Annotated in this window: 20 protein-coding genes; 9 read left to right on the top strand and 11 right to left on the bottom strand. The window is 68.3% G+C overall.

The window, feature by feature from the left end:
• Positions 1-85: 85 nt before the first annotated feature.
• Positions 86-1,291 carry a pyridoxal phosphate-dependent aminotransferase gene (locus RTY13_RS13275; protein WP_312784067.1) on the bottom strand — a complete coding sequence of 402 codons (1,206 nt, stop codon included), beginning with the start codon at positions 1,289-1,291 and terminating at the stop codon, positions 86-88.
• Between the two features lie 121 nt (positions 1,292-1,412).
• Between RTY13_RS13275 and RTY13_RS13270 the strand changes: the two genes are divergently transcribed.
• From RTY13_RS13270 to RTY13_RS13240, 7 genes are all read left to right on the top strand, one after another.
• Positions 1,413-2,126, top strand: a complete 714-nt coding sequence (locus tag RTY13_RS13270) for a VTT domain-containing protein (protein WP_312784065.1) — start codon at positions 1,413-1,415, stop codon at positions 2,124-2,126.
• A gap of 332 nt (positions 2,127-2,458) precedes the next feature.
• Positions 2,459-3,499, top strand: coding sequence for a rod shape-determining protein (locus RTY13_RS13265; RefSeq protein ID WP_292082454.1), 1,041 nt, complete (start codon positions 2,459-2,461; stop codon positions 3,497-3,499).
• 114 nt (positions 3,500-3,613) lie between these two features.
• A complete protein-coding gene (gene mreC, locus RTY13_RS13260) occupies positions 3,614-4,801 on the top strand; it encodes a rod shape-determining protein MreC (protein WP_312784064.1) in 1,188 nt (395 codons plus the stop codon).
• Complete coding sequence (locus tag RTY13_RS13255) at positions 4,798-5,316, top strand: hypothetical protein (RefSeq protein ID WP_312784063.1); 519 nt, start codon at positions 4,798-4,800, stop codon at positions 5,314-5,316. Before mreC ends, RTY13_RS13255 begins: the two co-directional genes overlap by 4 nt.
• A complete protein-coding gene (mrdA, locus tag RTY13_RS13250; RefSeq protein ID WP_312784062.1) occupies positions 5,313-7,319 on the top strand; it encodes a penicillin-binding protein 2 in 2,007 nt (668 codons plus the stop codon). Before RTY13_RS13255 ends, mrdA begins: the two co-directional genes overlap by 4 nt.
• On the top strand, positions 7,316-8,473 hold the full coding sequence (gene rodA, locus RTY13_RS13245; protein WP_312784060.1) for a rod shape-determining protein RodA: 1,158 nt from the start codon (positions 7,316-7,318) through the stop codon (positions 8,471-8,473). Before mrdA ends, rodA begins: the two co-directional genes overlap by 4 nt.
• Positions 8,474-8,501: 28 nt before the next feature.
• Complete coding sequence (locus tag RTY13_RS13240) at positions 8,502-9,011, top strand: DUF6173 family protein (RefSeq protein WP_312784058.1); 510 nt, start codon at positions 8,502-8,504, stop codon at positions 9,009-9,011.
• Here the strand turns inward: RTY13_RS13240 and pip are convergent.
• Positions 9,008-9,982 (bottom strand): prolyl aminopeptidase, encoded by a 975-nt coding sequence (pip, locus tag RTY13_RS13235; protein ID WP_312784057.1) that lies wholly within the window; start codon positions 9,980-9,982, stop codon positions 9,008-9,010. The genes RTY13_RS13240 and pip overlap by 4 nt on opposite strands.
• 31 nt (positions 9,983-10,013) lie before the next feature.
• Positions 10,014-10,385, bottom strand: a complete 372-nt coding sequence (locus RTY13_RS13230) for a DUF423 domain-containing protein (RefSeq protein WP_312784056.1) — start codon at positions 10,383-10,385, stop codon at positions 10,014-10,016.
• 50 nt (positions 10,386-10,435) lie between these two features.
• Here RTY13_RS13230 and RTY13_RS13225 point away from each other — a divergent pair, with 50 nt between their 5' ends.
• Complete coding sequence (locus RTY13_RS13225; protein ID WP_312784054.1) at positions 10,436-11,596, top strand: MFS transporter; 1,161 nt, start codon at positions 10,436-10,438, stop codon at positions 11,594-11,596.
• Between the two features lie 4 nt (positions 11,597-11,600).
• On the opposite strand, the gene RTY13_RS13220 is transcribed toward RTY13_RS13225, so the two are convergent.
• The 3 genes from RTY13_RS13220 to RTY13_RS13210 form a co-directional block, all read right to left on the bottom strand.
• Positions 11,601-12,194: a hypothetical protein gene (locus tag RTY13_RS13220; protein ID WP_312784160.1), complete on the bottom strand. Its 594-nt coding sequence runs from the start codon at positions 12,192-12,194 to the stop codon at positions 11,601-11,603.
• Between the two features lie 120 nt (positions 12,195-12,314).
• Positions 12,315-14,888, bottom strand: coding sequence for a tipN (locus tag RTY13_RS13215; RefSeq protein WP_312784053.1), 2,574 nt, complete (start codon positions 14,886-14,888; stop codon positions 12,315-12,317).
• Between the two features lie 145 nt (positions 14,889-15,033).
• Positions 15,034-15,213 carry a hypothetical protein gene (locus RTY13_RS13210; protein WP_312784051.1) on the bottom strand — a complete coding sequence of 60 codons (180 nt, stop codon included), beginning with the start codon at positions 15,211-15,213 and terminating at the stop codon, positions 15,034-15,036.
• A gap of 154 nt (positions 15,214-15,367) precedes the next feature.
• Here RTY13_RS13210 and RTY13_RS13205 point away from each other — a divergent pair, with 154 nt between their 5' ends.
• The gene (locus tag RTY13_RS13205) at positions 15,368-16,840 is read left to right on the top strand and encodes a phospholipase D-like domain-containing protein (RefSeq protein ID WP_312784049.1); all 1,473 of its coding nucleotides are present in this window, start codon (positions 15,368-15,370) and stop codon (positions 16,838-16,840) included.
• Here the strand turns inward: RTY13_RS13205 and RTY13_RS13200 are convergent.
• From RTY13_RS13200 to folD, 5 genes are all read right to left on the bottom strand, one after another.
• Entirely contained in the window at positions 16,825-17,565 is a 741-nt protein-coding gene (locus tag RTY13_RS13200; RefSeq protein ID WP_312784048.1) for an endonuclease/exonuclease/phosphatase family protein, read from the bottom strand. The genes RTY13_RS13205 and RTY13_RS13200 overlap by 16 nt on opposite strands.
• Before the next feature lie 44 nt (positions 17,566-17,609).
• The gene (locus RTY13_RS13195; protein ID WP_312784047.1) at positions 17,610-18,296 is read right to left on the bottom strand and encodes a TPM domain-containing protein; all 687 of its coding nucleotides are present in this window, start codon (positions 18,294-18,296) and stop codon (positions 17,610-17,612) included.
• The gene (locus RTY13_RS13190; protein ID WP_312784046.1) at positions 18,296-19,153 is read right to left on the bottom strand and encodes a TPM domain-containing protein; all 858 of its coding nucleotides are present in this window, start codon (positions 19,151-19,153) and stop codon (positions 18,296-18,298) included. Before RTY13_RS13190 ends, RTY13_RS13195 begins: the two co-directional genes overlap by 1 nt.
• Before the next feature lie 10 nt (positions 19,154-19,163).
• The gene (locus tag RTY13_RS13185) at positions 19,164-19,868 is read right to left on the bottom strand and encodes a LemA family protein (protein WP_312784045.1); all 705 of its coding nucleotides are present in this window, start codon (positions 19,866-19,868) and stop codon (positions 19,164-19,166) included.
• A gap of 90 nt (positions 19,869-19,958) precedes the next feature.
• Positions 19,959-20,882 (bottom strand): bifunctional methylenetetrahydrofolate dehydrogenase/methenyltetrahydrofolate cyclohydrolase FolD, encoded by a 924-nt coding sequence (gene folD, locus RTY13_RS13180; protein WP_312784044.1) that lies wholly within the window; start codon positions 20,880-20,882, stop codon positions 19,959-19,961.
• Positions 20,883-20,953: the final 71 nt, after the last annotated feature.

The following is a 20,953-nucleotide window of genomic DNA, read 5'->3' as shown; positions in this document are numbered from 1 at the left end:
AAGGATCGAGTATCGACGATCTTCGAAAACTACGCCTCTGCGGGCGATCGCGCCAGAGACGCGACCGCCGCTACATGAGGAATGCCTATTTCAGGCTGGCGCAGAACGTCTGGATGCGGCGGCAGCCTTCTTCCAGCACGGCTTCCGAGGTGGCGTAGCTGATGCGGAAATAGGGGCTGAGGCCGAAGGCGGCGCCCTGGACCACGGCCACGCCTTCCTGGTTCAGCAGTTCGGCGGTGAAGACCTCGTCGTCGGTGATGACCACGCCCGATTCCGTCGTCTTGCCGATCAGGCCCTCGATCGAGGGATAGACGTAGAAGGCGCCCTCGGGTGTGGGGCAGCGGATGCCCGTCGCCTGGTTCAGCATGGACACCACCAGATCGCGACGGCGCTCGAAGGCTCCAGCCCGTTCGGCCAGGAAGTCCTGCGGTCCGTTCAGGGCCTCGACGGCGGCCCACTGGCTGATCGACGACGGGTTGGACGTCGTCTGGCTGGCGACCTTGCGCATCAGGTCGATCAGCGGCTTGGGGCCGCCCGCATAGCCGATGCGCCAGCCGGTCATGGCATAGGCCTTGGACACGCCGTTGCAGGTCAGGGTGCGGTCGTAGAGGTCGGGCGCCACCTGGGCGATGGTGACGTATTCGAAACCGCCATAGACGAGGTGCTCGTACATGTCGTCGGTCAGGATCCAGACCTGCGGGTGCTTGCGCAGGACCACGGCCAGGGCTTCCAGCTCGGCGCGAGTATAGGCGGCGCCGGTCGGGTTCGACGGCGAGTTGAGGATCAGCCACTTGGTGCGCGGCGTGATGGCGGCGTCCAGAACCTCGGGGCGCAGCTTGAAGCCGTCGGCTTCCTCGCCGATCACGGTGACGGGCTCGCCGCCGGCCAGCAGCACCATGTCCGGGTACGAAACCCAGTAGGGGGCCGGCACGATGACCTCGTCGCCGGGGTTCAGGGTGGCCACGAAGGCGTTGTAGATCACCGGCTTGCCGCCCGAGGCGACATGAATCTGGTTGGCGGCGTAGGTCAGGCCGTTCTCGCGCGCGAACTTGGCGACGATGGCCGCCTTCAGTTCCGGCATGCCGTCGGCGTCCGTGTACTTGGTCTCGCCGCGGTGGATGGCCTCGATGGCCGCCGCCTTGATGTTGTCCGGGGTGTCGAAGTCCGGCTCGCCGGCGCCCAGGCCGATGACGTCGCGTCCCTGGCGTTTCAGCTCGCGCGCCTGAGCAGTCACGGCCAGGGTGGCCGAAGGCTTGACGCGAGCGAGGGAGGCGGACTGAAGGCTGGACATGTCTATCCCGTCTGGTGGATGTGGTGAGAGCCGGGGAGGCGAGGCTTGATACGCAACCCGGCGCGGGCGCACAACGTTTGTGCGCCTTGCGGACGATCAAAAGGCGATTTGGGCGAAATTAATGCGGCGGATCGTCGAATTTCTGCTGAATATGGAGGCCCAGCGGTGGCGAACCCTGCTGGTCAGCCTGCTGCTGCTCGGGGGAATCATCGCCCTGTTCGCCTTTGGCAAAAGCCATTTCACCCTGGGCGCCGAAGAGAAGCTTGAGGCCTGGCTCGAGGGCTATCGGGTCGGGCCCTGGGGACTGGTCGCGGCCATTGTCGTCTTCACCCTGTCGGCCTTTCTGGGGGTGCCGCAGTTCATCCTGATCGCCGCCTGTGTGGTGGCCTTCGGGCCCTGGTTTGGCTTTCTCTACAGCTGGATCGCGACCGTAGCCTCGGCGGCCGTCACCTACTGGCTGGGGCGCGGCCCCACGGCGCGGGCGCTGGAACGGTTCGGCGGCGGCGCGGCCGAGCGGCTGCAGCGTTTCGTCGGACGCAACGCATTTTCCGCCAGCTTCATCATCAGGAACGTGCCCTCGGCGCCCTTCATCGTCGTCAACATGGCGTTCGGCGCGGTGCGGGCCTCGTTTCCCGGCTATCTGGCGGGGTGCGCCCTGGGCGTTCTGCCCAAGACCGCTCTCGTCGCCTTCTTCGGCGGATCCTTCATGGCGGCGGTTTCCGGCGACGGGGTGTGGACCTCCCTGATCCTGGCGGCAGTCGCCGTCGTCTGGCTGGGGCTTATGCTGGCGGTGCGCGAGATCGTGAAGCGTCGGGAGGCGGCGCGTACGGACTGAAATCGACGCTCGGCCAGCCGCTTCTCAGCCGTTGAATCGGCCGTTCGGCGTTCTACGAGCGGGTCGTGTCCGGAACCCGAGGGCGCGACCGGCAAGCGGGGCCGCAAAAGCTTGAGCGGACAGGCTTTCAAGCCTTGCCGTGACAAGGCTGTGATCGACGAGTCATAGGCGCTTGCAATCGACGCGGCATGAGGGCAAACGGGCCTGTAGTCGGCCAGGCGAGGACGATCAGGATGGCCCGGAGCACATGGGTGCGCGGGGCAGGGGCGTCGCCAGAGCGGACGAACAAGACTCACGCCCTAGCAGGCCCGAACAAGCGGTAACCTACGCCCATGCTTTCACCCCTCTTCGGCATGATCTCCAACGACATCGCAATGGATCTGGGGACGGCCAACACCCTGATCTACATGCGTGGCAAGGGCATCGTCCTGAATGAGCCGTCGGTTGTCGCCCTGCGCAACGTCGGCGGCCGCAAGATCGTCCACGCCGTCGGCCTGGAAGCCAAGCAGATGCTGGGCCGCACGCCCGGCCACATGGAAGCCATCCGTCCGATGCGCGACGGGGTCATCGCCGACTTCGAAGTCGCCGAGGAGATGATCAAGCACTTCATCCGCAAGGTTCATAACCGCAAGGGCTTCGTGAACCCCAAGATGATCGTCTGCGTCCCCTCGGGCGCCACGGCCGTCGAACGCCGCGCCATCAATGATTCCTGCCTGAACGCCTCGGCCCGTCGCGTCGGCCTGATCGACGAGCCCATGGCCGCCGCGATCGGCGCCGGCCTGCCGATCCACGAGCCGACCGGTTCGATGGTCGTCGACATCGGCGGCGGCACGACCGAAGTGGCCGTCCTGTCGCTGTCGGGCATCGTCTATTCGCGTTCGGTCCGCGTCGGCGGCGACATGATGGACGACGCCATCATCAGCTACATGCGCCGCAACCATAACCTGCTGATCGGCGAAACGACCGCCGAGCGCATCAAGAAGGACATCGGCACCGCCCGCATCCCGGCCGACGGCGAAGGCCTGTCGATCGAGGTCAAGGGCCGCGACCTGATGCAGGGCGTGCCGCGCGAAGTGAAGATGAGCGAGCGTCAGGCCGCCGAGGCCCTGGCCGAGCCGGTCTCGCAGATCGTCGAGGCCGTCAAGGTCGCGCTGGAAGCCACCCCGCCGGAACTGGCCGCCGACATCGCCGACAAGGGCATCATGCTGACGGGCGGCGGCGCCCTGCTGCGCGGTCTGGACGTGGAAATCCGCGACCACACCGGCCTGCCGGTGCAAGTGGCCGACGATCCTCTGTCCTGCGTCGCCATCGGCTGCGGCAAGGTGCTGGAGCACCCGTCCTGGATGAAGGGCGTCCTCGAGTCCTCGCTCTGAGGCTGATCAGCCTGTCGTGACGGCCGCCTTCTTCGGGAATCGGTTTTTGCGATAGGCTCTCACCGCCGGCGGGAAACTCCGCCGGTCCCGGATCTCTAGGTAGGAAGGCTGGCCGTGGCGTTTCGCGACGGACCGTTCGAGAACATCAAGGTGCCGCTGGCTTGGACGGCCGCGGTCGTGGTCGTCGTTGGCCTGATCGGCGCGGTCATGCTGTTGCTGGGCGACGGTCGCCAGACTCAGAACGCCGACAGCTATGGCCCCGCAAGAGCGGGGTTCGAGGCCGGCGCCGCGCCGGTGGGCGGAGTCTTGTCCGCACCCGTGCGCTGGACCGGCAACGCCTTCGACTACGTCAGGGGCTACTTCTTCGCGGTGTCCGAGAACCGGCGCCTGCGGCAGGAGGTCGTGGAACTGAGCGCCTGGCGCGACGAGGCCCTGGCGCTGAAGAACGTCAATACGCGCTATGAGCAGATGCTGGGCGTGAAGACCGAGCCGCCCATTCCCATGGTGACGGGACTGGCCATCACGGACGCGCGTGGGCCGTTTGCGCGCTCGCGGCTGCTGAACATCGGCGCCGCCAAGGGTATTCGCGTGGGCAATCCGGTGCTCAGCGAACACGGCCTGGTCGGCCGGATCATGGGCGTTTCGGGGGGCAATAGCCGCATGTTGCTGCTGACCGACGTGGCCTCGCGCACGCCGGTCCTGGTCGAACGCACGGACGCCCGCGCCATGCTGACCGGCGACGGCAGCGGCAGCCCGCGCCTGGACTATGTGCGTGGCGCAGGGTCGGTGCAGGAAGGCGACCGCATCATGACCTCGGGCGACGGCGGGGGTTTCCCGCGCGGCCTGCCTATCGGCGTAGCCGCCAAGGGCGTGGACGGAACGTGGCGCGTCAAGCTGTTCAGCGACCGCAGCGCCATCGACTATGTGCGGGTCCTGCTGTTCCAGGACTTCAGCCAGTTGGCGGACCAGAACGCCTTGAACGCGCCGCCGCTGGCCAGCCTGGCCGCGGCGCCGCCTCCGACCCCGGCTCAGGCCGCCGCCATCCAGGACGTGGCCACGCGTCGAGCCGCCGCAGCGGCTGCGACCGCCGAGCGCGTCCGCGCCGCCAATGTGCCGCTGCCGGCGCCCGTTGCCGCTCCGGTTCCGACCACGGCGGTTCCCGCGACGACGACCCGTCCCGCAGCCACCCGCCCGGCGACGCCCCAGCCGCGTCCGGCCGCGCCTCGGCCGACGGCGCCCGCGCCGGTTCAGCCCGCCGCCACGCCTGACGCCGCGCCGACCCCTGCGGGAGCGGCAGAGTGAGACGGGCGATCACGGTCCGCGTCGTCGGCCCGCTGCAATGGATCGTCTATCCCGCGCTGACCGCTATCGCGGTGACGGTGCTGTTGGCCATTCCCTTCCGCCTGTTCGGATTGAACCTGCCGGAGCCGGTCCTGCCTATTGTCCTGGCCTTTGCCTGGCCGTTGATCCGGCCGTCCATGCTGGCGCCGGTCGTGCTGTTCGGCCTTGGGCTTTTCCTGGACCTGTTCTGGGGCGGGGCGCTGGGCCTGTGGCCGCTGAGCCTGCTGGCGGTGTATGGCGCGATCCTGCTGGCTTCGAACTTTCTGGCGGGGCAGGCGACCATCGTCCTGTTCGCCCTCTATGTCGCCTCGACGGGCTTCGCCTTCTTCCTGGCCTACATGATAACTACCATGAGCCTGGGGAATGCCCCGAGCATCCTCGCCGTTCTGGGTCAGGTCGTGCCGACGCTGCTGCTCTTCCCTCTGGCGGACTGGCTGATCCAGCGGTTTGACGATGCCGACGTGCGGTTCCGATGAGCAGCGAACCTCATATCTTCTTCTCGGACGTGAACGAGCGGCAGGGGTCCTTCCTGCGGCGCACCTTCCTGCTGGGCGGGGGGATGGCGTTGGGGACGGTGGCCCTGGTCGGGCGTCTGGCCCAGCTTCAGATCGTCAAGGCCGAGGAATACGCCACCCTCGCCACCAACAACCAGTTCAACTTCCGCCTGGTCCCGCCGCCGCGCGGCCTGATCAAGGATCGCAACGGCGTCGTCGTGGCGGGCAACCGACCCAGCTTCCGTGTCCTGGTCGTCCGCGACGAAACCAAGGACCTGGACCAGACCCTGGACCTGCTGGGCCAGCTTCTGCCGGACACGCTGGAGCGTCGCCGCACCCTGATCCGCGAGATCAACGCCGCGCCGCGCTTTTCGCCGGTGCCGGTCAAGGCCGACCTGACCTGGGAGGAATTCTCCAAGGTCAATCTGCACGCGGCCGAACTGCCGGGCGTCATGGCCGATATGAACGAGGCCCGCTACTATCCGTTCGGCGGCGCCTACGCCCATGTGATCGGCTATGTGGCCAAGGTTTCGGACCGCGACGTCAAGGCGATCCGCGACAAGGGCGAGCAACCGCCCTCCATCCTGTTCAATCCGGGCTTCCGTATCGGTCGCCAGGGGATCGAGAAGGCCCTGGACACCGATCTGCGCGGCGAGGCCGGCGGCAAGCGGGTCGAGGTGGACGCGCGCGGTCGCGTGGTGGCCGAGGACGTCGCAGGATCGAGGCCCGCCGTTCAGGGCGCCGAGGTGATGCTGACCCTGGACAACGACGTCCAGAACCGGGCGCTGGAGGTTTTCGGCGAGGAGGCCGGCAGCTGCGTCGTCATGGATGTGCGCAACGGCGACATCCTGGCCATGGTGTCGTCGCCGTCGTTCGATCCCAACCTGTTCGTCTCGGGCGTGCCGTCTAAGATCTATCGCGCCCTGGCCGACTATGAGCGCCGCCCCCTGCTGGACAAGGCCCTGGGCGGCACCTTCGCGCCGGGGTCGACGTTCAAGCCGGTCGTCGGTCTGGCGGCCATGAAGCGGGGCTGGGACCCGAACCGCCGCGTGGTCTGCAACGGCAGCTTCTTCTTGGGGCGGCGCTTCGCCTGCCTGGGGCGGCACGGGGCGCTGGACCTGCGCGGCGCGATCAAGGCCTCGTGCAACGTCTATTTCATGACCATCGCAACCGAGTTCGGGCCGGACGCCATCGCCGAAACCGCGCGCGAAATGGGCTTTGGCCAGACCTTCGACATCGGCCTGACCGGCCAGAAGGCGGGGCTGGTGCCGGACCGCGAATGGCGGCGTCGGAACCCCGTGCGCGGCGACGGCAAGTGGTATCCGGGCGAGACGCCCAGCTATGGGATCGGGCAGGGGGCGCTGAACGTCAACGCTCTGCAGCTGGCGGTCTATACGGCCCGCATCGCCAACGGCCGCAAGGCGGTGACGCCGCGCCTGATCAAGTCGATCGGGGGCGTCGAGCAGACCGCTGGGACAGACTTCGCCGATCTGCCGTTCGACACAACCATGCTGCAGGTGCTGCGCGACGGCATGGAGGCGGTGACCGACGTGGGCGGAACCGGCTTCCGCAACAGTCAGCTGGGACTCGGCGCCGTCCGCATGGCGGGTAAGACCGGCACGGCCCAGGCCCAGAACTATGGTGCGGGATCGCGCAAGGGCGCGGGGCGCCCCTGGGCCCAGAAGGACCACAACCTCTTCATCGCCTATGCCCCGACCGACAATCCTCGCTACGCCGTGTCGGTGATCGTTCAGCACGGCGGTCTGGGCGGCGGCACGGCCGGCGCCCCGCGCGCCCGTGAGGTCATGAAGGTGGCCTTGCTGAAGGATCCCGAAATCCGCGCCCGCATCGAACAAGCGGGCTTTGAAGCGCCCGAGGATGCCGGGGCCAGGGAGGCTGAAGCCCGCGGCGAACCCGTCGATGCGCCGACTCTTGAAACACCTGCCGTCGAAGTCGCCGCGCCCCCGCCGGAGCCTACCCAGTGACCGCTTCCGCCCTGACCCGTCCCGGCGAACGCGACCGGATTTCCAGCAAGCTGGCCGAGCTGGACTGGCGCGTCATCGGCCTGCTGTGCGTTCTGGCCGGCATCGGCACGGCCATGCTGTATTCGATCGCGGGCGGCAGTTGGTCGCCGTGGGCTTGGAAGCACCTGCTGCGCTTCGGCGTCCTGTTGGTCGCCATGATCGGCTTGGCCATGGTCCACCCGAAATGGTGGTTCCACGCGGCCTATCCGGTTTACGGCGTGCTGCTGCTGCTGGTGCTGATGATCGAGTTCACGCCGCTGGGCTATACGGCGGGCGGCGCCAAGAACTGGCTGAACCTGGGTTTCATCCGCATCCAGCCCGCCGAGTTCGTCAAGATCGGTCTCGTTCTGGCACTGGCGCGCTGGTACCACGGCCACTCGGCCCAGGATGCCCGCTGGTCGTGGAAGCTGCTGATCCCGGCCGGCATGATCGGCGTGCCCTTCCTGCTGGTGGCCAAGCAGCCTGACCTGGGCTCGGCCATGGTCATCGGCCTGACCGGCGCGGCTGTCATGTTCATGGCGGGTCTGAGCTGGCGGGTGATTGCGGCGGGCGCCGCCGCCGCCGTGGCGATCATCCCGCCCTTCGTCATGTTCGTCATGCATGACTATCAGCGCAACCGGGTCCTGACCTTCCTCAACCCCGAGGCAGACCCCTCGGGCACGGGCTACAACATCATCCAGTCCAAGATCGCCCTGGGTTCGGGCGGCCTGCTCGGCAAGGGCTACGGCCTGGGCAGTCAGAGCCAGCTGGAGTTCCTGCCCGAACGCCACACCGACTTCATCTTCTCGACCGTGTCGGAAGAATTCGGCTTCCTCGGCTCCTTCACAGTGCTGGGCTGCTATCTGGCCCTGATCCTGATCTCGCTGCGGATCGCGGCCCTGTCGCACAGCCATTTCGGGCGCATCAGCGCGGCGGGCATGACGGCCTTCCTAGCCATCTTCATCCTGATCAACGGGGCCATGGTGATGGGCCTGGCGCCGGTCGTGGGCGTGCCCATGCCGCTGCTGTCCTATGGCGGCTCGACCATGATGACGGTGATGATCGGCTTTGGTCTGATCCTGTCGACCCACGTGCACCGCTATGTCGAACTGCCGAAGGGGCAGGGGCTGTTCTGATTTCGGTTTCAGGCGTTAGGCTGAGACCATGACTGACAAAGCGCCCGAATCCGCCGCCGTCCCTAAGGCCGATCCTTCGATGTTTTCGGATTGCGGCGACACGCCCTGTCCGCAGCCGGTCATGGCCGATCCCAAGAATGAGGCGGCGGTCCTGGCCGAGGGCGTGCGGATGCGCAACAACCCTGCCGAATGGGCCTTCGTGCGCCTGTCCAAGCTGATCGAGGAGTTCGAGGCCAAGCTAGACAAGGACGAGGAGATCGGCGCCCGCGTCGTCGGCCTGCCGGGCGAGGGCACGATGCAGATCGTCGATGTCGGTTTCTGGGGGCCGGACCTGATCATCTTCTTCGGGCGCAACGCCGACGGAAAGCCGGTGCGCCTGATCCAGCACTACACCCAGCTCAACGTCGTGCTGGCCGCGATCAAGAAACCTGAGGAGCGTGAGGCGCGCCGCATCGGCTTCCAGCTCAATGAAATGGTGATGAAGACCAACCCGCCGCCGACCGCCGCATCGACGGTCGGCGCGGGCGATGTGCGTTAGAGGCCTGCCGCCCAGTCCGTGCCCTTGATCAGGCTGTCGATGATGCCCGGCTCGCTGGAGGCGTGACCGGCGTCGCCGACGATGTCCAGCTTGGCCTCGGGCCAGGCGCGATGCAGGGCCCAGGCGCCGGAGATCGGGGTCACCACGTCAAAGCGTCCCTGCGCGATCCAGCAGGGGATGTGGCGGATGGTGTCGATGTTCTCGAGGATCCAGTGCTCGTTGTCGAAGAAACCGCCGTTGGTGAAGTACCAGTTCTCGATCCGGGCGAAGGCCACGGCGAACTCGGGATCGGCGAACTTGTCGGGCTTGCCTGACGGGCCCTGGACGCTGACCGTCTCGCCCTCCCAGGTGGACCAGGCCACGGCGCAGCGGTTGCGTTCGGCGATGTCATCGCCCAGCAGGCGCTTGTTGTAGGCGGCCATCAGGTCGCCGCGTTCGGCCTCGGGGATGGGGGCCAGGAAGCGTTCCCAGGCGTCGGGGAAGATCATCGAGGCACCGTCCTGATAGAACCAGTGCAGTTCTTTCTTGGTCAGCAGGAAGATGCCGCGCAGGATCAGGGCCAGGCAGCGATCCGGGTGCTTGATGGCGTAGGTCATCGACAGGGTCGAACCCCACGACCCGCCGAAGACGACCCATTTGTCGATGCCCAGCATCTGACGCAGGCGCTCGATATCGGCCACCAGATCCCAGGTGGTGTTGTTTTCCAGCGAGGCGTTGGGCCGCGACAGGCCGCAGCCGCGCTGGTCGAACATGACGATGCGGTATTTCGCCGGATCGAAGTAGCGGCGCATCCCCGGATTGACCGCCCCGCCGGGGCCGCCGTGCAGGACGATGACCGGCGTCCCATGCGGATTGCCGCTTTCCTCGTAATAGATCTCGTGGATGCTGTCGGTCTGCATCCAGCCCGAGGCATAGGCTTCCAACTCGGGATAGAGGTCGCGGCGCAGGGTGTCGGTCACAGGAAATGCCATGTCAGAAATGAGGGGTTTTCAGATTGGCCGGTCAGGCGTTGATGTTGTGTGAGCGGAACGCCGCGATCGCCAGCACGATCCAGCCGACGATCATCAGGGTCCCGCCGACGGGGGCGATCATGCCCATGACGGGCAGGCTGAGCAGGCCGATCATGGCCAGGGCCAGGCTGAAGATCAGCCCGCCGCCGGCGGCCAGCCAGCCGGCGATCCGCGCCGTCTTGCCTCCGCTCGCCCAGGTGGCGCAGGCCACGGCCAGTACGGCGTGGACCATCTGATACTGGGCGCCCGTGGTCAGCAGGCTCTTGACCGCCGGCCCGGCTCCATGGGCGGCGAAGGCGCCGAGCGCTACGGCCATGGCCCCGTTGAAGGCGGCGAAGACGAGCAGGTTGCGATCGAGTCTCATGGCTTAATGTCTAGACCACAACTTCGCCGGAGTCTGCTATCGCAGCGGCGATGAAGTCCGCCCCGCGCATGGCCCTGCAATACGTCCTGCTGTTCGCCGCCAGCGGGGTGACCTTGCCGTTCGCGGGCCTGTGGTTTCGCGCGCAGGGCCTGAGCGGGGCCGAGATCGGCGCCCTGCTGGCCATCCCCATGCTGGGGCGGTTGGTCACAGGACCGTTGCTGGCCGTCTGGGCCGATGGGTTCAAATACAGGCGCACGCCCATCGCCCTGCTGGGGCTGGCCATGACCCTGGGGTACGGCGGGGCAGGGCTGGTTCAGGGCTTCGCGGCCTGGGCCGTCTGCTGGTTCGTCGGGGCCACGGCAGCGGCGGCGCTGATCCCGCTCAGCGATGTGATGACCCTGCGGGTGGCCAAGCGTGACGGCTTTCCCTTCTCCCTGCCACGCGGTTGCGGTTCGGCGGCCTTCGTGGTCGCGAACGTCGGGATGGGCGCGTTGCTGACGCGGGCCTCGCCGGATGCGGTCATCATCTGGATCGGGACGGCGGCGGTGCTGATCGCGGTGACGGCCTGGCGCGTCCTTCCGACCGAGCCGGTCACCGACGGTCCTCGCGTGCCGGGGTTGGAAAGGTTCAGGGGGCTGGGGCGATTGATGGTCGATCCGGTCTTCATGACCGCCATCTTCGCGATCGGCGCGGTGCAGGCGGCGCACGCCTTCTACTACGGCTTCTCGGCCATCGCCTGGAAGGCGCAGGGCATTCCGGAAAGCCTGACCGGCCTGCTGTGGGCCTTTTCCGTCCTGGTCGAGATCGGCTTCATGTGGGTGATCGAGCCGTGGCGGCGGCGCGCCGGAATCGGGCCGTGGCTGATGCTGTCGGTCGGGGCGGGGGCGGCGGTCGTGCGCTGGACGCTGATGGCCTTTTCGCCGCCGCTGTGGGCGCTGTGGCCCTTGCAGACCCTGCACGCGCTCAGCTTTGCGGCCACCTACCTGGCGGGGGTGCAGATCGTGGAGAGGCTGTCGCCGTCGGACAATCACACTGCGGCCCAGACCCTGAGCTCCGTAGTGTCGGCGGGCGTCCTGATCGGACTGGCGACGGCGGCGTCAGGACCGCTGTACGACGCCTTTGGTCTCAAGGGCTATCTGGCCATGGCGGGGTTGGCGGCGGCCGGGGGGCTGGCTGGGCTGATCCTGGGATTGCGGTTGAAGGAGGCCTGAGGCCTCAGGCCGCGTTGGGCCGGGGCAGGGGCGCCAGATGGCGGGCGATGACCGAGGCCGCCGTCTTGACCGCCGCCTGGACCTTGGCGTTCGGCGCGTCGGACGGCGCACGGATCAGGCCGATGGCGGGCGAGGCCGGACCATCGGGCAGGTCGTTCAGGATGCGATAAAGGATATAGCTGCCCGCATCCTCCTCGGCATCCGAGGCGGCCATGGCGGGCAGGCCTGCGTCGGCCAGATCGCGCACGATCTCTGCGGCGGGCGCCGTGGCCCGGGCCACGCCGGGTCCAGTGTGATCCAGGCGCTCGCTCTGATCCAGACGTCGGTTCTCGGCCCGCATCTGCAGACGGAAGGCGCCGGCGTGGCTGGTGCGGCCCACCAGCAGCAAGGCGCTGCAATCACCCCTGGCCAGCAGGGCGCTGAGTTCGGTCGCCAGGGCGTCGGCCTCGGCCGAACCGGGAACGGGTAGGGTGCGCGCGCCGACCGGGTTCCACGGATCGCCCGACAGGTCTTCGACCGGGTCCCAGGCGGTGAAGCCCGGGTCCCAGGCGCAGATGGCGATGGCGGGGCGCCGGTCTGGGCGAGGCCCGGTATCCATATCCAGCAAGGAGTTCACCCTGTGTGACACTAACGCGACAGCAGCCGGAACGGTGCGGTCAAACCCGACGAGAGGTCAAGCCCGCCGAGGCAAAATGTGACGGTTCTACGGCGCAGACGCCTAGCCCAGGTCGCCGATGGCGGCGTCCAGCAGCATGAAGGCCCGACCCTCGTCCGTGGCCAGACGCGCCTGGACGTCGTGGGCGTCGCCCTGACGAGCGTGATCCTGCATCTCGCGGCTAAAGGCGCGGACATAGGCGTCGGCGTCGGCGCGCAGTTCGGCGTCGGCCAGGATGCGGCGCGAAACGCTGCGCACGGCGGCCGGGGCGACACGGCGCACGATCTGACGGGCCCGATCGGGTTCCTGTGCCGACAGGGCGCGGGCGGCTTCCTCGATGCGAGCACGGGGCAGAAGAGCGTTGGGGTCGACCCCCATGCGACGGATGGCGGCGGTGACGCGGTCGGCCAGGACGGTGGCGTCGACCGGCGTGCCGACTGGGGCGTCCAGTTCGAGCGGCGCCTCGTGCGCCTCCGTGTTCAGATCGCCGGCCAGGTCGTTCCAGTCCAAGGGCTCGTCTTGAACGGGCGCCGGCGGTGCGTCCTCGGTCGGCTCCAGCCGTAGGCGACCGCGCAGGCCGAAGCTGCGTTCCTCGGCAGGCTTGGCGACCGGCTCAGGCTTGGGCGTAGGCCTCGGTTCGGCTGGGCGCGGCTTGTAGCGCGGGGTTTCGGGCGTCGGCACGGACAGCAGGGGCTCGCGACGGCGGCTGGCGGGCGTGTCGCCGGACACCACGCCCATGACGCGCACCGCCTCGGTCAGCATCTCGTAGTTGCGGCGCACCCGGTCCTGGAAGCCGGCTTCCATGGCCTCGGTGTCGTCGGCGGCCTTCTTCGAGGCGGCCGACAGGGCGGCGAGGCCCTGTTCGACTGAGGCGCGTACGGCGTCCACACGGGCGGCGGCTTCCTGCGGCAGGCGATCGGCGCGGGCGTCCATTTCGGCCACGGCGCTTTCAACCTGGGCCAGGGCGGCGGTCATGCGCTCCAGCGTGCCTTCCAGCCGCTCGACCACTTTCTCGCCGGTCAGGTCGACCATGTCGGCGGTCTGGTTGACGATCTTGCGAGCGCCGTCGATGCGGGCCTCGGCGGCTTCGTCGGCCTTCTGGGCGGCGTCGAACAGGGATTCGCCCAGGCGGTCGGCGCGGATCTGGGCCTGTTCGATGGCGGCGGCGGCGGCGGCGCGTTGCTCGTCGGCGGTGGCCTGCAGGGCCGACAGAGCACGACGGGTCTCCTCGACCAGCAGGTCGCGGGCCTCGGCGGCCAGGGCTTCGAAGCGGTCCAGCGCCAGCTTGGTGGCGTGGTCGAAGCCGTCGGCCTCGCGCTGCGACAGGTCCACCAGGGCGCGGAACTGGTCGGTCACGGCCTCGACCTGGGCCTTCAGGGCGTCGCTGACATCGCCGGTGGTCTGGTTCAGTTCGCCGGCAGCGCTGCGGGTCAGGGACAACTGTTCGGTGAACTGGGCGCGCTGGCTCTCGATCTGGGCCGAGAAGTCCTCCTGATCGGTGCGCAGGGCGTAGGCGGCGGTGACCAGCGAGGCGCGCTGCTGGCTCAGGCCTTCCTCGACCGACTGGATCTGTTCGGCGACGCCGGTTCCGGCGGTTTCCAGACGCAGGGTCTGGCGGGCCAGGTCGTCGGCGGCGGCGCGGGCGGCGTCCTGGGCCTCGTTGGCGGCGGCGGCCAGGTCGGCGGCGCGGGCGGCCAGGGCGGCCTCGGCTTCACGCAGTTGAGTCTGGGCCAGATCGGAGGCGTCCACCACCATGCGCGACTGACGTTCGACAGCATCGACGACGCCGGCGGCCTGGCTGTCCAGTTGCACGCCCAGGGCGCCCATCTGTTCGCGCTCGCGTCCCAACTGGTCGGTCAGACGACGCGCGGTGCGGCCCGCGCTCTCGGCGGCCTCGTTCAGGCGCGTGGTTTCCTGCGCCAGGGCCTCGCGTAGCAGGGCCATGTCGTTGCGGGCGCGCTCGGCGGCCAGGGCCGCCTGGTCGATGTCGCCGCGCAGGGAGGTCAGGACTTGTCCGGTCTGATGGGCGGCCAGCGCCGTCGGACCCACCAGGGCCTCGGCCATGTCGCGGGCGCGGCGGGTTTCCAGCGCGAGATGGGCGCCCTGACGGATAGCGTGGGCCAGCATGATGGCCAGACCGGCGGGGGCCAGGGCGATCAGGGCGTAGACGGCCAGACGCAGCGGCTCCAGCGGCACGGCGCCCGAGCCGAATTCATAGGCGAACCAGGAGGCGACGCCGCCGATCCACAGGGCCGAGGCCAGGCCGGCGATCAGATAGGCGTTGCCGCCAGACGCCTGAACCGTGGAGCGGCGGGCCGCGACGGGGGCGGGCGGGGGCGTCTCGTCCACGGCGATGGGCGGCGCGTCGGCGGACACTGTCAGGGGGCCAAGGTCGGGCGCCGGTTGGGCGTGAAGGGCGGCGGCGCGCTCGTCGGCCAGGCGTTGCTCCTCCAGAAGGCGACGACGGCGGCGTTCGGACATCGGCCTTTCGGGCGCCGGGTGAAGCGTCAGGTCGTCAGCGTCAAACGCGTCGCCGCTGGCCGGGCCGTTGTCTGTTGCGACAGCGGCGGCGGCGTCGTGATCCTCACCCGGTTCCGGGTCGGAAAGATTGAGCGGCGGCCGATGGCTGGACTTCATGGGGCGTCGGTCTCGTTCACTATTCGCCGAAAACGCGGCGAGGGCGCGCGGAGAATGGACCCTAACGGCTTGATCGGGTCACGCAAAGGCTAGCAGGGCGGGATTTCGTGAGAAGACCGGGGATGATCGTCCCGGCGCCCCTCCCTTAGCAGTCGCTGGGGGAGGTGACCGTGACGGTCGCAGCGGGCGCTTCCTTGCAATCCTGAACGCGTTGGATTTCGCGCTCCGCATGGCGCGGAGCGTGCAGATCGACGCCGAACTGCGACAACGCCGCCGCAGCGAGCATTGCGATCAGGCCAGCCAGCATTTCCAGCAGCATTTGCATGGTGATCATGATGACAGATGCGAGCGCTTTTCACAATGCGGCCTCTTTGTGAAGCGTGGCCATTGATTGCGGTTCGTGGAACGAAAACCGTTCGAGCGTCACTGTACCGGACGGCGCGTAGCGGAACGTCACGCGAATCAGACAGTTTGGCGGAATGCACGACCAGGGCGACACCTATGAAGGCAGCCTGCTCGATCCTGGGCGCGTCTGCTGGCGCGTGGCGACGGCGGATCGTTTCACGCCACTGATGGAGAACAAAGCCTACTTCGACGCTCTGGCGTCGTCTTTGCAGAAGGCCAAAAAGTCGATCGTCGTCTTGGGCTGGCAGTTCGACCCCCGAACGCGGCTGAACCCGGAGTCTCCACTGACGGACCATCGCGGCGAGATCGGCCATCAACTGCGGATGCTGGTGCGTGAAAAGCCGGACCTGGACGTGCGGCTGCTGATCTGGAAGTCGCCGCTGCTGATCGCGGCCTCGCAGGGCTTCTATCCGCACAGGGCGCAGCGATGGTTTCGCAAGCGGACGGTCGAGTTCCGCCTTGATAAGCCTGGCATTTTGGGAGCCTGCCACCATCAGAAGGTGATCGTCATCGACGACAAGGTGGCCTTCTGCGGCGGGGGCGACATCGCCACCGACCGCTGGGACACCGACGAACATCTGGACAATGATCCTCGCCGTTGCCAGCCGTCGGGTCTGTTCAGCGCCCCCCGGCACGAGGTGATGAGCGTCATCAGCGGGGCGGCGGCCCGCGCCCTCGGCGATCTGGCGCGCGAGCGCTGGTTCCGCGCCACCTGGGAACGCACCCTGCCGGACGAGACCGACGAGGACCCCTGGCCAGACGGGGTCGAGCCCGCCCTGACCGACGTGCCGGTCGGGATCGCCCGCACTGAACCGCGGGTCCGCGGCCGGCCCGAGGTGCGTGAGAACGAGGCCCTGCATCTGGAAGCCATCCACCGGGCGAAGCGGCTGATCTATCTGGAGAACCAGTACTTCACCTCGCCGGTCATCGCGCACGCCCTGGCCGAACGGCTGGCCGAGCCGGAAGGGCCGGAAATTGTTCTGGTCTCTACCGGACGCAGCCCCAGCTGGTTCGACGGCCTGACCATGGACACGGCCCGCGCCGAGGTTCTGTATCGGCTGGAGCAGGCCGATCGCTACAACCGCTTTTTCGCCTTCAGCCCGCGCACGGTCGAGGGCGAGCGGATCATCGTCCACGCCAAGATGTCCGTCATCGACGACCGGCTGCTGCGCATCGGTTCGACCAATCTGAACAACCGCTCACAGGGCCTGGATACCGAGTGCGACGTGGCCGCCGAACCGACGACCGAAGCGGGGCGCGACGTGGTGCGGCGCTTCCGTCAGCGCTCCATCGGCCACTTCATCGGCGTCTCGGGCGAAGATTTCGCCCAGGCCGAGGCTGTCATGGGCTCGGTAGGGCGGGCCGTCCTGACCTTCGGCTCGGAACGGATGACCCTGCTTGGTTCGACGCCGCCGTCGGCGGTCGAGCGGATGATCGCCGAATGGCAGTTGGGCGATCCGGCCTCGTCGATGGACGCCTGGCGGCCGTGGAAGCGGTTGAACCGTTCGCATCGTCCCAGGCTGACCGGGCCTCAGGCGGGGAGCTGAAACTCGAAGTCGATGGCCAAGGGCAGGTGATCCGAGGCTGTGCGCGCCAGCGGGTGCAGCGGCGTCATGGCCCCCGTCACCCGGATTTCGGGGCTGACGAAGCAGTGGTCGATGCGGATGGCGGGGAAGCTGGACGGGAAGGTCTTCACCGAGGGCTTGAGCCCCAGTCGGCGCTGGGCGTCGGCTAGCCGCCGCGTCAGGGCGTGATAGGGGCGGGTGATCGAGGTGGCGTTGAAGTCGCCGGTCAGCAGGGTCGGCCCGGTGCAGCGCGGATCGCCCAGCCAGTCCCGTCCGACCAGGGCCGCCGCCTGAAGTCTCTGCTCGCGCGGCACCAGGCCCAGGTGGGTATTGAAGACGTTGAGCGTGATCCCGTCGAAGTCGATGGCCGACCACAGGGCTCCGCGCGGCTCCAGCCCTCGCAGATTGGGCAGGGTGGGCAAGGCGGCGGCGCGGATCAGCTTCTCGGGCCGCGCCGTCAGGATGGCGTCGCCATACAGCTCGGCCTCGATGGTCATGGCCGGATGGAAGCGGAAGCCCATCGCCAGACGCTCGGCGATGGCATGGGCTTGGTCGACGCCGTTGGTGCGGGCGCGGCCGACGTCCAGTTCCTGCAGGCAGACGATGTCCGGCTCCAGCTCGGCGATGACGGCGGCGATGCGGGCCACGTCCAGCTTGCGGTCGACGCCGACGCAACGGTGCACATTATAGGTGACGAGTCTGGGCATGAGTCCTTGTCGGCGCGGTCGATCCCGCCGCCTGTCTATCCGGTCTAGATGACAACCAGACGGTCGGGGACCTCGTTGATATCAGCGGGCCGCGGCGGAAACTGTTCCGCCAGAACCTGACCGCACAGGGCGATGGCCTGCTGCATGCCCTCGACCGGCTGATTTCGACGCAGGCCGGCGGTCAGGGCGGCGACGGCGTCGGCCCAGACCTCGGGGCTGACGCAGGCGTGGATGCTCTCGTCGGCGATGACCTCGACCTGATGATCGGCCAGGGCGGCGAAGATCAGCACTCCGGTCCGCGCCTGGGTGACGTGCAGGCCGTGGGCCAGGAACTGCTGCATCGCCGCGCGGCGCACGCGGGTGCGGCGCAGGGGAGCAGGGGTCAGCAGCCGCCGCACCGCCGGGATCAGGCTCAGCAGAAAGGCGCCGAGGAAGACCGCCGCCTGCACCAGGGCGTAGGCGGCCAGGGCCTGTCCGATCTCGACCTCCCGCGCGGCGGCATGGGCCGCCTGCCAGTCGGCGCCGAGCCAAGGCAGCCAATGCGCCTCGAAGCCCAGTGGGATCAGGCCCAGCGGCAGCAGCAGGGCCGCCGCCGCCGCCCAGGCCAGGCTGACGTCGCGATAGGAGGACACCTGCCGCGCCACGACGCAGAAGATTTCGCCGGAAGAGTTCTCCTCGGCGCGGGCTATGGCCTCGGCGACGCGGGCGTGGTCGTCGGTTGTGAACTGCATCACCATCCCCCCGAGGCGCCGCCGCCGCCGAAGCCGCCGCCGCCCCCGCCAAATCCACCGCCGCCTCCTCCGAAGCCGCCGCCGCCGCCCCAGCCGCCACCTCCGCGACCGTCGCGGCCCTGGTTCTTCAGCGCCTCGCTGGCCGCCCAGATGAGGATGGGGGTCAGGCCGTCGTTCTTGCCGCGCCGACGCTTGCCGCCCGCCGCCGCCATGATCAGGCTGATGAACAGGAAGAAGAAGATCAGGAAGATGATCAGGGCGGGCAGGATGGGCTTCTCGCGCTCGCTGGCCGCGCTCTTGGCCTCCGCCGCGCGGGCCTGGGCCTCGGCGGGATCGGCGGTCAGCTGGGCGATGATGGCGTCGGCGCCGGCGATGATGCCCGCCGCATAGTCGCCGTTCCGGAAGGCCGGCAGGATGTCCTTGCGGATGATCAGCGAGGAATAGGCGTCGGTCAGCACGCCCTCCAGCCCATAGCCGACCTCGATCCGCACCTTGCGCTCGTTCGGCGCGACGATCAGCAGGGCGCCGCCGTCGTTTTCCTTCTGTCCGATGCCCCAGTGACGGCCCAGCTGATAGCCGAAATCCTCGATCTCCTGATCCTGAAGCGAGGGCAGGGTGACCACGACCAACTGATCGCCGGTCTGCTGTTCCAGCATGGTCAGCTTGCCGGTCAGGGCCTGTTCCTGCTCAGGCGTCAGCAGCTGGGCGTCATCGACCACCCGTCCGGTCAGGGCCGGGAAGTTGATCTCGGCCGCGAAGGCGGGCAGGGCCGCCAGCCACAGGAAGAGGCCGAGCAGCAGAGCCGGGATCAGACCCGGCGCATGTCTGTCCCTCGCAGCGAGGGCGGAAGGGTTCATGTCGGGCTGACTACGCCGCCGGGGCCGGGGCTGCGGCGGGCGGCGTCGAACCGGGCGCGGCCCCCGGCGTGGTCGCAGGCGCGCCGCCACCCGGTTGAGCCCCCGGAACGCCGAGGTTGAAGTTCACCGTTGGAGCGCTCTGGGCTTCGGCGGTGGCGGTGAACAACTGCATGGGCTTGGAGCCGCCGTGCAGGGTCTTGGCCCAGATCACGGTCGGGAAGGTGCGCAGGCTGGTGTTGTAGTCGCGCACGGCCTCATTGTAGTCGCGGCGCGCCACGGCGATGCGGTTCTCGGTGCCTTCCAACTGCGACTGCAGGGTCAGGAAGTTCTGATTGGCCTGAAGCTGGGGATAGGCCTCGACCGTCACCAGAAGTCGCGACAGGGCCGACGACAGCTCACCCTGGGCCTGTTGGTACTGCTGGAAGGCGGCGGCGTTATCGAGGTTGGAGGCGTCGATGTTGACGCTGGTGGCCTTGGCGCGGGCCTCGATCACCTGGGTCAGGGTGGTGCGTTCCTGAATGGCCGCGCCCTGAACCGTGGCGACCAGGTTCGGCACCAGATCCGAGCGGCGCTGATACTGGCTCTGGACGTCGGCCCAGGCCGCCTCAGCCCGTTCCTGCTTGGTCGGAATGGTGTTGTAGCCGCAACCCGCCACGGCGGGGGTCAGGACGACGACGGCGGCGACAGCCGCGAGACGGGGCGAGAATCCAGCCATGAGCTCCTCCGGCGGCCATGATGACCGCTGATCCGGTAAAGACTATCGGGGCCGAAAGGCTCCGCTTCAAGGCTGGATTTTTCGAGACGTTTAGCTGTTCAGGTCTTCCGGCTCCACGCCCGCGGCGCGGCAGGCGGCGGTGTAGGTGTTGGCCAACAGGCAGGCGATGGTCATGGGGCCGACGCCGCCGGGGACGGGGGTGATGCGGCCGGCGACCTCGACCGCCTCGTTGAAGTCCACGTCGCCGACCACGCGGGTCTTGCCCTCGGCGGCCTTGACCGGGTCCTTGGAGGGGATGCGGTTGATGCCCACGTCGATGACGGTGGCGCCCGGCTTGATCCAGTCGCCCTTGATCATCTCCGGGCGACCGACGGCGGCGACCAGGATGTCGGCGGTGCGGCACAGGGCGGGCAGGTCGCGGGTGCGCGAATGGGCGATGGTGACGGTGCAGCTTTCACCCAGCAGTAGTTGCGCCATCGGCTTGCCGACGATGTTGGAGCGCCCGACGATGACGGCGTTCAGGCCCGACAGGTCGCCCAGCTGGTCCTTGAGCATCATCAGGCTGCCCAGGGGGGTGCAGGGGATCATGCCCGGCAGGCCGACGGCCAGACGCCCGACGTTGACCACATGGAAGCCGTCCACGTCCTTGTCCGGGTCGATGGCGGCCAGGACCGCCGCCGAATCGATATGCTTCGGCAGGGGCAGCTGCACCAGGATGCCGTGGATGCCCGCGTCGGCGTTCAGCGCCGCGATCAGGGCTAGCAGCTCGGCCTGGGTGGTGGTGTCGGGCAGGCGGTGGGTGTCGGACCGCATCCCGGCTTTCAGCGTCGTCTCGCCCTTGTTGCGAACATAGAGCTGGCTGGCGGGATCTTCGCCGACGATGACGACGGCCAGGCCAGGCTTGACCCCGTGGGCGGCTTCCAGCCGCGCGGCGGCGGCGGCGACGCGCTCGACCAGGGTCTGCGAGAAGGCCTTGCCGTCGATGAGAGAGGCGCGGGCGGGTTCGTCAGCCATGATCGGCTCCATTCGTCGGGAACTGGAAAGCGTGGCCGCGATTTACAGCCGCTGCGGTTCGGCGTCTATGA

Origin of the sequence: Brevundimonas sp. (assembly GCF_032055285.1) — a bacterium.
Classification (GTDB): domain Bacteria; phylum Pseudomonadota; class Alphaproteobacteria; order Caulobacterales; family Caulobacteraceae; genus Brevundimonas.
The sequence above is the reverse complement of the archived record's forward strand: the minus strand, read 5'-3'. Positions and strand labels throughout refer to the sequence as shown.